The sequence below is a fragment of the Verrucomicrobiia bacterium genome (assembly GCA_035577545.1).
Lineage (GTDB): Bacteria > Verrucomicrobiota > Verrucomicrobiia > Palsa-1439 > Palsa-1439 > Palsa-1439.
This window is the reverse complement of record DATLVI010000034.1, coordinates 37,788-52,492: the sequence shown is the minus strand read 5'-3', so window position 1 is coordinate 52,492 and position 14,705 is coordinate 37,788. Positions and strand designations below refer to the sequence as shown.

Here is a 14,705-nt window from a genome sequence, read left to right as displayed (position 1 = left end):
TATCGGTATAGGGGTCGGTAGTGGGATCGGTTGAGGGAAAAGCTAACATGATGAATATTCCGTTTCGATGTGCCCCCGCAGTCACCCTGCGGGTTTGGGTCGCCCTGGTTGGTCTGGCAATGGCCTCCTCCTCCATGACGTCCGTAAATGCCGCGGTGAGCTTTAGCGGAACCGCCGCAGGCAACGGCGCCGGCCAGACCAACAAGGCGACCGTCACTTTCGATCTCACCATCTCGGGTACGACCACCAACCTCCTCGTGACGTTGACCAACCTCGGCACCTACAAACCCAATGATCCGCCAGACATTCTCACGGGCGTCTTCTTCACGATCCCGGGCGATCCAACACTGTCAAAGATTTCAGGTGTGTTGGCCGCCGGTAGCGTTGGCGTGGAAGACGGCCATAATTTGACGGTCCCTGGCGGTGTCGTCGGTGGCTCCTGGGCTTATAAAGCCGGGTTGACCGGCACTCCGCTGGGCGCGAACGAAGGAGTTGCCGCGGCCGGCTTTAATCCCCTGTTTGGTTCGGGAGACCTTTTCCCGGGCGCCATGCTGACGGGGGATGACGGCGCGCCCGACGGAATCGGCGGAGGATTGACCACGTTGGTCGACGACGGCAGCCAGTATAATGGCGGCACCTCAGGGCGGCCCTACATCAAGAATAGCGTCGTGCTTACGTTGGGCGCTGTTCCCGCCAGCTTTACGTTGGGCGGGATCACGAACGTGAGTTTCGCTTACGGATCGGCGCCCGACCAGACGTTCCCAGCGACAGCAGTGCCGGAGCCGGGCCCCATGGTGCTCGCGGGCGTGGGCATCGTGTTTGTGATTGCGCTGGGTCGTAGGCGGCGCTAACACAATCACTGATAGGGTGGCGCTGCCGCGCTGCCGATGCCGCGAACGTTCTGTTTCCCTTTTGGAACTCCTTCCAGCAGTTGACCCTGCAATGAAAACGTTATCATTTGAACTTTTGCGTCGCTTTTGGAAGTCGAGCGAGTGTATCATCAGCGGGGATCAGGGAACCGGTTCACGATGACTGCACCACGGGCTTTCGCCAATTCTTTCATTCGAATCAAACGAGTGTTTTTGACTTCAGCCGTCGGCGGCTCCTTGCTTCTCGGATTCCTCGGGGCGTGGACACCCATCGCGTACGGCCAAACCTTGTCGCTCGTCTGGAGTGATGAGTTCAACAGCGCCGTAAACTCCAACGTCGATACCACCAAGTGGAAATTCGACACCGGTGCCGGCGGCTGGGGCAACAATGAGTTGCAGACGTACACCAGCAAGACCAACAACGCGTACGTCGCCGGCGGCTTCCTCCACATCCGCGCGCAAAGAGAGAACACCAGTCCCGTCACCATAAGCTCCGCCCGCCTGAAGACCCAGGGCCTTTTCGCGACGCAATACGGTCGCATTGAGTGGCACGCCAGGCTCCCCGCCGGCGCCGGCATGTGGCCCGCGCTCTGGATGATGGGAACCAACATTAACACCCAACCCTGGCCAAAGTGTGGCGAAATCGATGTCGTGGAAAATGACGGGGCCAATATATTTTTCGACCAGGGAAGCATCCATTCCGGCGGGAACCTGGGCGACTCGACGGGTATTTTCAACTTCACCGGTGGCGACTCGGTCACCAACTTCCATGTTTATGATTTGGATTGGGTATCCAACTCGATCAAGTGGTCTGTCGACAACGTGCTTTACGAGACCCAAACCAATTGGACCACCTCTGCTTCGGGCAAGTCGTATCCATTCCCCTTCAATCAGGGTTTTTTCCTGCTGATGAATCTCGCGACTGGCGGGAATTTCGTTAACAATCCGAGCACGAACGCCGTCCTTGCCAGCCTGCCCAACGAATTCCTCATCGATTACGTCCGCGTTTACCAGTTCGTCCCGATAGTGAACCCCTTGATCGTGGCGATCTCTCCTGTCACCGGCTGCGCAACGGGTGGCACACCGATTACTGTTAGCGGGGTGCATTTCAAAAACGGTTGCACCATCAGCATGAACGGCGTGAACGCAACCGGTGTCACCTTCGTCAATTCCAACACGCTGACGGGCGTTACCGGTCCCAACCCTCCGGGCACCTACACCGTCATCGTCAAGACTCCCGGCCTACCGCCGACCTCCCTCACCAACGGATTCACCTACGCCAGCCCGCCCCTTTTCGAGGGCCCAGACAGCGTCACCCCGGCGATCGAAGGTGCGACACTGTCTTGGTCCGACGCGTCAGGCACGGACCCGTTTACCTACGGCGTATACGAAGCGACCAATAGCGGCGGGGAAGTCAGTCCTCTGCTGACCACCAATGCGTTGTCGGTATTCATTCCTCTCTATCCCGGAAGTAACAGTCCCATCACCTACTTCTTCAAAGTGAATGCCGTGGACGGTTGCGCGGCCTCCGATACCAATCAGGTCGAGCTGGCCGCCCAGCCGCTCCTCGACCCGACCAAGAGCCAGGTCGGCGACGGGATCCCCAATGGATGGAAACAGCAATACGGCTTGAATCCCTTCGATCCCACCGTGGCCGCTGCCGATCCCGATGGTGATGGAGTATCCAATCTACAGGAGTTTCTTCTTGGAACCAGCCCGATCGACAGCAGTTCCCCCTTCCGTGTTGCGGGGATCACCTTGCAGGGCCCGGACGCGCTTATCACGTGGTTGAGCGTCGGCGGAATGACGAATGCCGTGGAGTCCACACCCGATCCCGGTGGCAGCTGGTCCAACATCAGCGGAAGCATCGTCATTACGGGCACCGCCCTAACCACGACGAACTATCTCGACGCGGGCGCCGCCACCAACACTCCCGCCAACTACTACCGCGTGCGGCTGGTGCCGTAGGCCTCAAGCTAAAAGCAGAATTTTCCCTTGAGGGTAATGGAACCGAAGATGTCGTTGTGGAACTGGCCCTTGAATTCCTCGGTGCGGATGATGTGCTCGTAGGTAAGCTCGATGTGGCTGCAGAATTGTAGCGCGAATCCAAAACTGACGTCACCGACGAGGGGGTTTTTGTCGACGCTGGGACCGCTGCTGTTAAATGAGTTGCCGTCGAGGGTGATGTCGTGGCCGACGGCGCGACCGTCGACGCCGCCGAAGAGGTAGCCGAAGAACGGGGGCGTGTGGCGGGTGAGGCCGCCGTTGACCGTGGCAGGCGAGTTGATGATCTGCACGCCGAAATCCTCCGGCAAATTGTAGCCGAGACGCATCGTGGCGCCGGCGGTGGCGAAGATTTGCACGTTCCCGAGTTCGCCGCCGATACGCGGGATGACATCGATGTATTTGGCCGTGGCGGTCGTGGGGGACCAGCGCCAGAGGCGGGCGTACTTCAATTCCAGGCCCGGTTCGTTGTCGAGTTGGTTGCGCCAGCCTTTGGGGATGTCCTCGGTGCCAAAGTAAAAGTGGTGGACAGCGATCTGGGATGGCCCGGCGAGGGAGTAAGGGCCGACGACGCCAAGGTCGATTTCGAAATTCTCCATGACGGCGAGGCTGGGGGCGAGTTCGCCGCGGCGCTGGTAAGCGACGCCGGTGTACAGCCAGCCGGCGTAGGGTCGGTCGTTGGTGATGGCAGCGCGGGAAAGAATGTTCGAGGGAGTGTAGATGTTCTGGCCAAGCATGATCCAGCCGAGGTCGCCTGCTTGCGGGTTGATTCCCCAGGCGGGGAGGAGGCGGTCGAGCCGGGCGGTCGTGTTGGTCATGAAATCGTCGCCGCCGAAGAGGGAAATTTTCAGGCCCTGCGTGTAATGACGGTCCTGATGCGGCCCGAAGGGATTGGAGAGTGAATCATTCTCCTCGGTGATCGCGAGAAAGCCGGTCTGGTCTTCGGTCGTGGCGGAGGCATTAAGGAGCCGGCCCGCGCTGATGAGGAAAAAGGCAATCAAGCTGAAAGTCGCACGGCGTCTGGGGCGCAGGGCCCGCAGGAGTTGATACATGGGGGCGGAGTGTACAACAGGGCAACGGTGATACAACCTTTTTCGGATTGCGAACGGCGTCGTTATTTCCTGCCAAGAATGGCCCGCGCGGCGGGACTGTCCTTCATGGGAAGTTTTGTCCGGCGGATCCCATCGAACTTGAACAGAGCACCGGCGACGGCGGGGGCCGTGGGCACGAGACCGATTTCGCCGACGCCCTTGGCGCCGTAAGGGCCGGCGGGTTCATTCTCCTCGATAAAGATGCATTCGATCTCCGGCACATCCTTCGCGCGGAGGATGCCGAGCGAGCGCAAGTCTTTGCTCACGATCTGGCCGTCCTTGAGTAGCAATTCCTCGGTCAACGCGTAGCCGAGGCCCATGTGGATCGAGCCTTCGATCTGGCCCGCGAGCAGCAACGGGTTCATCACTTTGCCGACATCATGCGCCGCCACAACTTTCTTCAGCCGGCCGTCGTCGTCAAGGATGACGACCTGCGTGGCGAATCCGTAGGTGATGTGCGTCTTCACGTCTGGGCCGGTGTAGCCGAGCGGATGCGTGTCCTTCACGACGAACTCGCCGTACCATTCCTTGCCCGCCAGTTTCTTCAGGTCTTCTTTCGTCGCGCTCTTCGCCTCGCGTCCCCCGCCTTTCATCAGCGCAGTCAGGTCGGGCTTGAACTTCGCGCACGCCGCCCGCACTGCCTGGCACCCGAGCAACGTCCCGCGCGAGCCGGTGGTCTGGGCGCAGTCCAGCGCATAACGCGTATCGGTGACGACGCGCACGAGGCGCGGGTTAAGGCCCGTTTCTTCGCAGAACGTCTGGAGTTGCACGGTGAAGAGCCCCTGCCCCATCTCGGTGAAGCCAGTGCGCACGACGACCGTGCCGTCTTCCTCGACGCTGATCATCGCGCGACCACCGTCTTCGCCGCCGTTGCCGATGCCGACATTCTTGATGCCGCAACCGATCCCCGCGTATTTGGCGTTGCGGTAGACATCCTTGACCGCGAGCAATGTCTTTTTGAGACCAACGCTATGCCGAAGCACCTGGCCTGTGGCGAACATGTCACCAACCTCGAGCGCATTGCGCCAACGAATTTCCCAACCGCCGATGCCGACTTTTTCAGCAAGCATGTCGATCACCGTCTCGATGGCGAACGCGGCCTGGTTCGCGCCGAACCCGCGCATGGCGCCGCACGGCGGATTATTGGTGTAGGCGCCGACGGATTGAATATCGACAACCGGGACTTTGTACGGGCCACACGCATGACCACCCGCGCGTTCGAGGACCTTGGTGCCGACGGAGGCGTACGCGCCCTTGTCGCCGACAGCGCGGACCTTGACGCAAGTGAGATGTCCGTCCCTGTCACAGCCCGCCCAGTACTCGAACTTGATTGGATGGCGCTTCGGATGGAAGCGCATGCTCTCCGCGCGCGTAAACGTCGCCTTGACGGGCTGCTTGGTGAGCCAGGCCATCAGCGCGACATGCTGCTGCATCGCCAGGTCCTCCTTGCCGCCGAACGCGCCACCATTACTGACGAGTTCGACGTAAACCTTCTCGTGTGGCAGACCAAGGACGTCCGCAATCTGGTCGCGATCATCGTACACGCCCTGCCCTTGCGAATACACAATGAGTTCCGCGCCGTTGGCAAGCGCCGTGAGCGCAGCCGCCTGTTGCTCCTTCGACAGATTGCCCAGCCGCGCGCTCGTCGCGCCGTTCGTCAGGGGGATTGCCAGGCAGGATTCCGGCTCAAGGAACGCATGTTCGATGTGCTGAGTCTGCACCTTGGTATGGACCTGGTGCGCCGACGCCTGCCACGCGCTCTCGAAGTCGCCGCGGCTGATGCCGGTCTGGCAGAGCTTGTTCAGTTTCGGCGGATGTACCAGCGGCGCATCCGGGGCCATTGCGTCTTCGGGCGCGAGGACAGGCGCGAGGACTTCATAATCTATTTTGATAAGCTTTGCCGCCCGGCGAGCCGTGCGCTCGTCCACGGCGGCGACCATCGCGAGGATGTCGCCAACGCAATGCGTCACCTCGCCTTCGCCGATGAACACGGGCCAGTCCTTGTAAATAAGGCCGACGCATTTTTCACCCGGCACATCTTGTGCGGTGATGATCTTCGTGACGCCCGGCTGACTCGCGGCCTCCTGCGTGTCGATTTTCAGCACTTTCGCGCGCGGATGCGCCGTGAAGACGAACGCTCCGTGCCAGAGCCCCGGCATTTTCAAGTCATCAATGTAGTTCTTGTCGCCCAGGGCCTTGTCGGCACCCTCGAACATGGCAAAGGACGTACCCACGCGGCCCGATTGGTCCAGTTCTGGGAATTTTTCACCCTGGCGGACCCTTCCCGCGAGTTCGACGGCGTCCAAAATCTTCGTGTAGCCCGTGCAACGGCACAAGTGCGGGCCGAGCCAGCGAGCAATATCCTCGCGGCACATCGCGGGATTCTGATCGAGCATCCATTTCGCCCGCATGGCAATGCCGGGGATGCAGAAACCGCATTGGAGGCCGCCCGTCGCCACAAAGGCGCGGGCGAGAAGGTCGCGCTCAGCCGGCGCCAGACCCTCGAGTGTGGTGACTTTTTTCCCCGCGGCGGTTTTGGCCTTGACGACACACGAAAGCACCACCTTGCTGTCAACCATTACCGCGCAACAACCACATTGGCCCATCGGTTGACAACCGTTTTTGGGGGAAACGATATCGAATTGCTCACGAAGAAGGTTCAACAACATCAACTCATCGTCGATCTCCGACGAAACGAGTCTGCCGTTGAGCGTGAACTCGATCTTGGTAGCGGTTGCGACCGGCACAACCTAATCATACAACCTTCCGCGACTGCGGTTAAAGCTTATTTCGGTCCGCCGAGTAGCCGGGAAATACAGACCAGGCCGACAACCATGTGATGCTCGTCTCGATATGGGATCTTGCTGGTTACGGCCCGCGCTTTACGTCCGCTCCGATCGGTCAAATCTTCTTCGCGGTGGAGGAGCGGCACTCCGGCTGCCAGTACGGCTTCATCATCGGCATGCAGGGGTGACGCCAACTCTCGCGGATAGAAATCGAACACTGTCTTGCCGATGACCTCGTCGAGTATGCTGACGCCCAGGAATGCCCGATGGGCGGCATTGTCAAAGACGTAGCGGCCTTTCAAGTCCTTGACGAACACAAGGTCGGGAAGATTGTCAACCAGCGTGTGTAACACGTTGTGCTCTTTGGCCAGCGCCTGCTCGGCCCGCTTGCGGTCCGTGATCTCACGCGAGATCCCAAAAGTGCCGACGATGTTGCCGTCCTTGTCGCGCAGCGGCAGTTTGGAGGTGGAGACCCATCTTTCCGTGCCATCCGCGAGGGGAGAGCTTTCCTCCATGCCGATAAGCGGCTGGCCCGTCTGAATGATCTGCCGCTCGTCAGCGAACGCCTCTTCGGCGTGCTCCTTGGCAAAGAAATCAAAGTCCGTCTTTCCGATGGCTTGCGCGGGATCGCTGAGACCGAATCGCTTGGTCTGCGCGCTGCTGGATCGCAGAAAGCGCCCTTGTGAGTCTTTGAAATAAATACTGTCCGGCACGTTGTCCAACAGCGTCCGCAACAGGAATTGCTCGTGCGCCAATTCACGCGTGCGCTCTTGCACACGCTGCTCAAGTTCGTCGTTCGTCTGGCGCAAAACGATCGCTTCACCACCATACCACGCCGCCACCAGCGCCAGTAGCGTCACCAGCGCCAACCCGACCAGGCTTTTCCTTAGCCCGCGGTCGGCCGCTGTAAATGCGATCGCCGTGGGCATGCTCGCAATCACATAGGCGTCGGCACCCGCATGCTTGCCGCCGATTGGGTAAAACGCGTAGATATGCTCGACGCCCGTGGAGTCGCGCCGTTGTTCTGATCCTCGTCCATGATACGACGAGACCTCTTTGATCTGGGCGGCCTCGACGGCGATGTGCCCGACGCGATTATCCGAGGCACCGGTCTGCGCGAGGACGACACCGCCGCGGTCTACCAGCGCCAGTTCCACACCTTCGGGTGGCAGGGCGAGACTGATCTGCCGGGTGAGGTGATTGAGATCGAGCGAAGCGAACAAGACACGCTGCACCTGGCCGCCGGGGCCAACAATCGGGTACCCGAAGTTGAGCGACGGTCGACCACTTGACCCGCCTGCCTGATATTCGCCAACAGTGAAATCGCGCGTCTTCATCGCCTGCTGAAACCACTGGCGACCGGCGACAGATTCTTGGTCCTTTGACGTTGCCGCGCTGTAGAACATGTGCCCGTCGGGCATCGCCACGCCGAGGTCAGAGTAAAACCGGCTCTCTTCAAGAAGTTTCCCCAGGACCGTGCCGCCGCGCACCGGATCGTCGCCCCGAAGCTCGGGAAACTGCGCGAGTGCGACGAGCAATTGATGCACGCCATCGAAGACACCCGCGTTCTCTGCCGCAGCCAGGCGCGCAATGCGCGCGACATCCTCGTGGGCCTGCGCGATGGCCGCATCACGCTGTTCACGGCTGTTGTAGTAGATCAACGCAAGGGAGGGAACCACGGCAAGCAGAACCACCAACACGAGTCGCACACGCGAACTGCTGCGGGAAATACGATTCATGGCAATCTCCTTATCACGTCACGGGCCTCACCACCACCGTAATTTAGCTTAGCAAACCACCCGGGAGAACGCAATCCTCATTAACTGCCAAACGGAATCAGCCCACAATACGTGTACCGGTCCTGCCGGCAAGAGCCGTGGGAAGAACTTCGGGACACGTGATGAGAGCTTCCACGCCACCTTCCTCGATGAATCGGATGCAGGCCTGGATCTTCGGCAGCATCGAGCCGGGTTTGAAATGGCCCTCGGCAATATACTGCTTGGCTTCCGCAATTGTCAGGCGGTCGAGCGTCTTCTGGTCGGGCTTGCCGAAGTTGAGGCAAACCTTCTCGACGGCGGTTGAAATCACGAGCAGGTTGGCGCCAATTTCCTTCGCGAGGACAGCGGAAGCGAGATCTTTGTCAATGACGGCGGCGGTACCATGGAGATTCCCTTGTTCATCCTGCACCACGGGGATCCCGCCCCCACCCGCCGCAATGATGACATAGCCCTCGTTGACCAGGTGTCGGATGACTTCCGCCTCGACGATCCGGACCGGCTTTGGGGACGGTACAACGCGCCGCCAGCCACGGCCGGAATCTTCGACCATCGTCCATTTCTCAACACGCATCCGGTCTTCGGCATCTTCCTTCTTGTAAAACTGACCGATGGGCTTGCTCGGTTTCTGGAAGGCGGGGTCGTTCTGGTCCACCAGCGTTTGCGTCACGATCGTCGCGACCGACTGTTTCCGGTGGCGCCGGCGGAACTCGTTCTGCAACGCCTGCTGGATTTGATAGCCAATGGCTCCTTGCGTGTCCGCTCCGATGGAATCCAGCGGCACTTCATGAAGGATCCCTCGCGAATGTTCGCTGCGCAGCAGGATGAACCCGACCTGCGGGCCGTTCCCGTGGGTGATGACAACACGAAAACCTTCCTCGACCAGGTCGGTGATGTGGCGCGCGGTCTCAACCACGGCCGCATACTGGTCGGGCACGCTCATGTGCTGATCGTCTTTGATAAGGGAATTGCCGCCAATGGCGATGACGATGGTTTTCATAATCCGGGATTCGAATGCCGGTAGGTTATCCCTTGACATAAACTTTGCCCAGTGAATTGTGTATTCCAACCGCAAAAATTGTTGCAAGACGCGGAATGTTGACTAGAGTGCATCCCTTGCAGCGCGTGAGATTCGCTGGGGTTTACGGAAATGAATTGTCGCATAACCTTCATGGTGTTTTGGGGAATCATGGTTTCGGCGTGGCTCGTGCCGTGCGCGCGGGCCACCGATGAGAAACAGGGTCCCTTCTTTGCTATTACAGAGGAGAATGACCTTTTTTCGAATCCGTTGACCGCGGACCATACCGATCGGCATTACACACAAGGCACGAAGTTGACTTACCGGGACGGGGACGACGAACTGCCGCAGTGGGTCGCCAGCATGAGCGCCGCGTTCCCTCCCTTGTGGATCGATGCCTCGACACAAAACGTCGGCTACGTCTTTGGACAGAACATCTATACGCCACAGGACATCCTGACTAATGCGCTGATCAAGACGGACCGTCCTTATGCCGGCTGGCTGTACGGCGGCATGTTCCTCCAACGGCGCGGCGACACGGGCGATGCTCGGATACCGGTACTGGAGAGCTTCGAAGTCGATCTCGGCATCACCGGCCCCGCCTCGCTGGCCGGCGCGACGCAAGTGAACTTTCATAACTGGTTTCTCGCCAGTGACGTCCCGAGAGGCTGGCACAATCAACTCGATAACGAGCCGGGCCTGCTGCTGAAATACGAGCGCTTATGGCGGTTGTCGCTCAACGACCAAACCGCTCGCTACGTCGACGTGATCCCGCATGTTGGTACGGAGGTTGGCAATATTATGATCTTTGGGGACCTGGGTGCCGCCCTGCGGGTCGGCGTGAACCTGCCCGATGACTTCGGTGTGCAGATCATCGATGCGCCGGCATCGTTGGACGGCGGAATGACACCCCACACATCGCCGTTCTCCTGTTACGCTTTCGGCGGCGTCGATGGACGCGTGGTGGGCCAGAACTTGTTTCTTGACGGTAACACACTCCGCAACGGACCGAGTGTCGACCGTATCCCCTGTGTGGCGGACTTCAGCTGCGGCGTCGCGATAAGCGTGTTCCGTCACCTTGAGGTGAGTTACACCCGCGTGATACGCACCCACGAGTTCGTCGGCCAGAAGAACGCCGACGTCTTCGGTTCGCTGACCGCGAAGGCGATGTTCCGATTTTAACCTGACGCACGGATCGCTGCCGCGATTAGCGGTGTCGAGCGTCATCCCCGTGATCCCCGAACCAAACACCATCGTGTTGGTCGCGGACGGTCTGTTGGACCGTTCGCCTCGACGGGGTAAAGCACGACAACGAAAACCGAGCAGGGCCGTGAGCCGCATCGGTGTACGTCTTCGCGATCAACCGCAGGTCGCAGTGGCGCATCAGCTCCATCGTGGGGCCGGATTCAATACCCGATTTCGCGCATATTCCACTCGCCGCCTTGACTATCCGTCACAGTGTAGCGCGCAGAAGGATCCAGCGTGGGACTGCCGTCCACGAGAAAGCAATAAACGTATCGCCCGCGGGCTAATTCCATACGAAGATTCCAGACACCATCAAGGCCCTTATGCAGGGCACGGGTTACTGGTTTCGCATCGTCCTTGATTAAACAGATGAGCACCTGTACCTCCCGTGCCTGGGGGGCATTAATTCGAAACATCGCATGTTCGGTAATCGAACTGTAGGCAGGTCGCATGACAGGAGATGATCTTAAGTTGGTTTTGGGCTTCCTTCCGGCCTAGTCGGCGCAGGAGGAAGAGCTGTTCGTGGTGGATCATCCTGACTATCGCGAGAGGCTTTTTTGAACTCTTTCATGGCCTCGCCGATACCACGGGCCAACTCCGGCATTTTCTTGCCTCCAAACAGCAAGAAAACGACGATCAGCACAAGGAAGATGTGCCACTCACTTATAATTGCTAATACAGGTGTCATGGGTTTCTCCTGACAAACGGACATACGCTCCGATTGCGGTATTTCTTACACCCCGCGTTGGGCCTGATCGGCTTCCGCTGCCATCTCGAGTAGCAGATCCGTAAACGCTTGCGGCTGGCCGATGAACAGCCCGTCCGCAATGAAGCTGTTGATGACACCCGTGGCATCCAGCTGTCCTGGACCCGTGGGGCGAATGATGGCGCAGGGAGGGAGTTGTGGGCTGATAAACTCGCACGGCTCCGGCATGATGAGGTTGGCCTGCAACGTCTCCGGCTGGCCTGTCGTGAGGTCCGTAAACGTCACCGTTGAATTGTTCACGGGGTCAAAATCGGTCAACGGAGTCGCATTGCCCGCCTTGTCCTGCCAGGTTTGAAAGTGCATGATCTCGGATCCGCCGATACTGAGGAGGATTTGCAGGACTTCCAAGCTGGTGACCTTCTGAGCCAACGTCGCGTACAGGCTGGTGCCACCTTGCTCGATATACGCAAAGTGAAATCCCGCCGTGAAGGCAATCGCTTTGAGGTGGTTGGAAAGCGTTTGCGAGCTCTTACTGCTAAGATGACTCTTGGCAAGGTCGGCATTGCTTCGGGGAATTGCCGTATGCTGCCCCACTGCCAGACTCGGGACCGCTTGAGCGAACGCAGCGCCGAAATCGGGATTTGTTGTACTGCGGTACCGAGTCCACCAACTGGTGTCCACCGTGAGTTGCATAAGGTTCGTGAGTCGTCCGATCTGCCGTGCCCCGGTCGCTGTGCTGCTTGGCAAAGTCCGAAACTCATCGAAGTTGACGGTTGGCGCATTCTTCGACGCCAGGTACGCGTTCAGGAACGTTGCGTGGCTGATCTCGTCATCGGTATTGTCGTGGATGTATTGGGGCATATCGCCGTCAAGAAGTTGAAGGGCTGCCGCGTACAGCGGATTCCCCCCGTTGACTCCTGAGACTTCTCCGTCCTGGGTTCCTCCAAGTTCAGAGTACTGCACCCACAGATCGGTCTCGATGGTCTCAGCCGCAGCCAAAAGACGGAGAACCGCGATGTCTCCCTGCGTGAGACCGCCTGCCCCATCCTGACCGAAGGCCGAAAACGCCTTTCCGAGCAACCCACCGCCTACCGTCGCCGCGCCTGCCGCCACGATTCCATTCTTTAGAAACGCACGCCGATTCGAACGATTCGCTAAGAAACTTCCGGATTCCTTCATTGTTCTCTCCATTTCTCTTCATGCATGTTTGTTGTTGACCCATGAGAGTTTCCTCTCAACGCTCTCTCTATCGTATGACCAACCACACGCGACTTTATGTCCGGTGGAACAAAATGAATCGTGAAGCATCGGGTAGCGTGCCTACCCCAAATGATCTCCAGCAATTTACGCTTCATAACCGAAGAACTCGTCAGTTCGGATGTCGCCCTCGTTCACGCCTGCAATTGCGAGTACCTCCGCTACTGCCGATACGAATCGGGGTGGGCCAGCGACGCAGTAGACGGACGGCGTTTGTTCGCAGAGGTGTTCTTTCACAAACCGTACGCCGACGTAACCTGTTCTTCCCGTCCATGTCTTGCCAGGGTTCTGCGGTTGAGTCATGGTCGCGATGACACGGAAGTTCGGGTTCTCTTTCTCCCAGTCTTGAAGTTCATCAAGGAACGCCGCGTCGTCCGGGGTGCGATTGCAGTAAACCAGCGTGAGTCGTTGCGTCGAGTGTTGCTCCATGGCGTGCTTGATCATGCTCCGAAACGGGGTGATGCCGATTCCGCCCGCGAGAAAGATCGCAGGTCGCACCGGGTCCACATCGTGCAAGAACTCGCCGTAAGGGCCGTTCACTCGCACGCTCGATCCGACAGGGAGATCAGCGAGGCTTCGTTTGAAGGCGCTACCGGTCATGCGCGTGGCAATCATCAAGGATGGGTCGCCGGGCGAGGAGGCAATGGAAAAGTCCCGGGCATTGCCTTTCTTGTCCTTGTACAGGGGATCCAACAAAGTGATACGGATGCACTGACCGGGCTTGAAGACAAACCGTTGCCCGTCGCTCCCGAAACAGAACGCCATCGTCCCCGCGGCGATCTCTTTTTTCTCTCTCAGCGTTAATGTGACTTTTGTCATATTCGCCTCGTTGCACTGTCGCTTCTACCGCACGAGCGAAGCCCAGGCCGAAAAAGAATGAAGCTGGGGAACTTTGTGAATGGGCAACCGCACCAGCTCATATTCTGCCTGCAACCAATCGTCCATGTCATGCCCCGGCTGGCATCCACGTAGAAGGTAAATTCGGTAAGCATGGGCTCGTACTTGGTCTCGTGTTGGGTAATCGATTTTCATGGCACGATCTGTCTCCTTTCTGAATTCGTTTGCACACACAGTTTCCTCGCCTGTCGTAGCGCGGGCATCTCTGGCAGTTGCTCCTCTGATCAAACGCGTTCGTCATGAGTGTCTGGTCTTCTGCCGCGCGGCGGCTTCCGGGTTTAACGGAATTCATGTTAATCTCCGCGGTGCGAGGCGGAATTGATTTTCACCGCGGTCTGACCAGCCTTCGAGCTTTGCCACCGCTTCCAACATGCCGGCCGACCGCCTGCGCGTGGACGCCTGGGAAAACCTCGAAGTAAAGGCGAATTGCGTGGATTGTGCGCGGTCACGGGCGTCCACCGGGAGGGGCCCACGCGCTTGGTGAGTATCCGCACATTGACGCGGTACGTGACTGTCGAAAAGCTGCATCTGATTCTCATGGCCGCACCGATATCGTTAACGAGTGGCTCGCGCTGACGAGCCGCGGCAGCCCATACCACTGGACGTACATCGCCAATCCCAGAAGCAACTCGATCCACCATAAGGCAAGTGTCAGGCGCATCCACCGCTTGTATCGCAAGAAGCGAAGCCGTTTCGGAAGAATGTTGGTCCCCGCAGCCAGAACGACGCAAACCGCGAGCAACTCGGCAATTGTCCCCAACAGGCCATGGACTGCCGCAATGGCGTAGTGCATCTCACCAAGGCTCGCAGGAATTTCCGGAACGATCTGGCGGCGAAATGACGGCACCATGGACTGTGCGATCACCGCCAGGTTCAGTAGCACGACGGCGGACTGGCACCAGCCGTGCGCGCGATAATATCGACGTCGCGCAAGGAGCGCTCCGACGACCAGCGCCACACCCATCGCCGTCTCGATCACCAGCGTGCGATCGGCCGTCAGCGAGGCCGCGGTTCCCAGGAAGCCTTTGCTCACGCGAATGTCTCCTTATTGCACACG

The 14,705-nt window shown here is 59.0% G+C and carries 12 protein-coding genes; 3 read left to right on the top strand and 9 right to left on the bottom strand.

The window, feature by feature from the left end; genetic code table 11:
* Nucleotides 1–47: 47 nt before the first annotated feature.
* Both VNL17_12165 and VNL17_12160 read left to right on the top strand, forming a co-directional pair.
* Entirely contained in the window at nucleotides 48–851 is an 804-nt protein-coding gene (locus VNL17_12165) for an XDD4 family exosortase-dependent surface protein (protein HXI84831.1), read from the top strand.
* A gap of 177 nt (nucleotides 852–1,028) precedes the next feature.
* Nucleotides 1,029–2,837, top strand: coding sequence for a family 16 glycosylhydrolase (locus tag VNL17_12160; protein ID HXI84830.1), 1,809 nt, complete (start codon nucleotides 1,029–1,031; stop codon nucleotides 2,835–2,837).
* An 8-nt stretch (nucleotides 2,838–2,845) separates the two neighbouring features.
* Here the strand turns inward: VNL17_12160 and VNL17_12155 are convergent, their stop codons facing one another.
* The 4 genes from VNL17_12155 to arcC all read right to left on the bottom strand — a co-directional run bounded on the left by VNL17_12155 (nucleotide 2,846) and on the right by arcC (nucleotide 9,525).
* Entirely contained in the window at nucleotides 2,846–3,925 is a 1,080-nt protein-coding gene (locus tag VNL17_12155) for a lipid A deacylase LpxR family protein (protein HXI84829.1), read from the bottom strand.
* A gap of 62 nt (nucleotides 3,926–3,987) precedes the next feature.
* A complete protein-coding gene (locus VNL17_12150) occupies nucleotides 3,988–6,711 on the bottom strand; it encodes a molybdopterin cofactor-binding domain-containing protein (protein HXI84828.1) in 2,724 nt (907 codons plus the stop codon).
* 38 nt (nucleotides 6,712–6,749) lie between these two features.
* Nucleotides 6,750–8,489, bottom strand: a complete 1,740-nt coding sequence (locus VNL17_12145; GenBank protein ID HXI84827.1) for a PAS domain-containing protein — start codon at nucleotides 8,487–8,489, stop codon at nucleotides 6,750–6,752.
* 97 nt (nucleotides 8,490–8,586) lie between these two features.
* Complete coding sequence (gene arcC / locus VNL17_12140) at nucleotides 8,587–9,525, bottom strand: carbamate kinase (protein HXI84826.1); 939 nt, start codon at nucleotides 9,523–9,525, stop codon at nucleotides 8,587–8,589.
* Nucleotides 9,526–9,675: 150 nt separating this feature from the next.
* Between arcC and VNL17_12135 the strand changes: the two genes are divergently transcribed.
* On the top strand, nucleotides 9,676–10,725 hold the full coding sequence (locus VNL17_12135) for a lipid A deacylase LpxR family protein (GenBank protein HXI84825.1): 1,050 nt from the start codon (nucleotides 9,676–9,678) through the stop codon (nucleotides 10,723–10,725).
* 224 nt (nucleotides 10,726–10,949) lie between these two features.
* Here VNL17_12135 and VNL17_12130 read toward each other — a convergent pair whose 3' ends face one another.
* The 5 genes from VNL17_12130 to VNL17_12110 all read right to left on the bottom strand — a co-directional run bounded on the left by VNL17_12130 (nucleotide 10,950) and on the right by VNL17_12110 (nucleotide 14,681).
* Complete coding sequence (locus VNL17_12130) at nucleotides 10,950–11,240, bottom strand: hypothetical protein (GenBank protein HXI84824.1); 291 nt, start codon at nucleotides 11,238–11,240, stop codon at nucleotides 10,950–10,952.
* A 14-nt stretch (nucleotides 11,241–11,254) separates the two neighbouring features.
* Complete coding sequence (locus VNL17_12125; protein HXI84823.1) at nucleotides 11,255–11,476, bottom strand: twin-arginine translocase TatA/TatE family subunit; 222 nt, start codon at nucleotides 11,474–11,476, stop codon at nucleotides 11,255–11,257.
* A gap of 45 nt (nucleotides 11,477–11,521) precedes the next feature.
* Entirely contained in the window at nucleotides 11,522–12,673 is a 1,152-nt protein-coding gene (locus VNL17_12120) for a hypothetical protein (protein ID HXI84822.1), read from the bottom strand.
* A 165-nt stretch (nucleotides 12,674–12,838) separates the two neighbouring features.
* Complete coding sequence (locus VNL17_12115; GenBank protein ID HXI84821.1) at nucleotides 12,839–13,570, bottom strand: FAD-dependent oxidoreductase; 732 nt, start codon at nucleotides 13,568–13,570, stop codon at nucleotides 12,839–12,841.
* 613 nt (nucleotides 13,571–14,183) lie between these two features.
* Nucleotides 14,184–14,681 carry a hypothetical protein gene (locus VNL17_12110; GenBank protein HXI84820.1) on the bottom strand — a complete coding sequence of 166 codons (498 nt, stop codon included), beginning with the start codon at nucleotides 14,679–14,681 and terminating at the stop codon, nucleotides 14,184–14,186.
* Nucleotides 14,682–14,705: the final 24 nt, after the last annotated feature.

What these genes read in the sequence shown, in the direction of transcription:
- arcC (HXI84826.1), bottom strand. Translation starts at nt 9,525, where the DNA reads ATGAAAACCATCGTCATCGCCATTGGCGGCAATTCCCTTATCAAAGAC.
- VNL17_12155 (HXI84829.1), bottom strand. Translation starts at nt 3,925, where the DNA reads ATGTATCAACTCCTGCGGGCCCTGCGCCCCAGACGCCGTGCGACTTTC.
- VNL17_12135 (HXI84825.1), top strand. Translation starts at nt 9,676, where the DNA reads ATGAATTGTCGCATAACCTTCATGGTGTTTTGGGGAATCATGGTTTCG.
- VNL17_12160 (HXI84830.1), top strand. Translation starts at nt 1,029, where the DNA reads ATGACTGCACCACGGGCTTTCGCCAATTCTTTCATTCGAATCAAACGA.
- VNL17_12120 (HXI84822.1), bottom strand. Translation starts at nt 12,673, where the DNA reads ATGAAGGAATCCGGAAGTTTCTTAGCGAATCGTTCGAATCGGCGTGCG.
- VNL17_12165 (HXI84831.1), top strand. Translation starts at nt 48, where the DNA reads ATGATGAATATTCCGTTTCGATGTGCCCCCGCAGTCACCCTGCGGGTT.
- VNL17_12130 (HXI84824.1), bottom strand. Translation starts at nt 11,240, where the DNA reads ATGCGACCTGCCTACAGTTCGATTACCGAACATGCGATGTTTCGAATT.
- VNL17_12125 (HXI84823.1), bottom strand. Translation starts at nt 11,476, where the DNA reads ATGACACCTGTATTAGCAATTATAAGTGAGTGGCACATCTTCCTTGTG.
- VNL17_12115 (HXI84821.1), bottom strand. Translation starts at nt 13,570, where the DNA reads ATGACAAAAGTCACATTAACGCTGAGAGAGAAAAAAGAGATCGCCGCG.
- VNL17_12145 (HXI84827.1), bottom strand. Translation starts at nt 8,489, where the DNA reads ATGAATCGTATTTCCCGCAGCAGTTCGCGTGTGCGACTCGTGTTGGTG.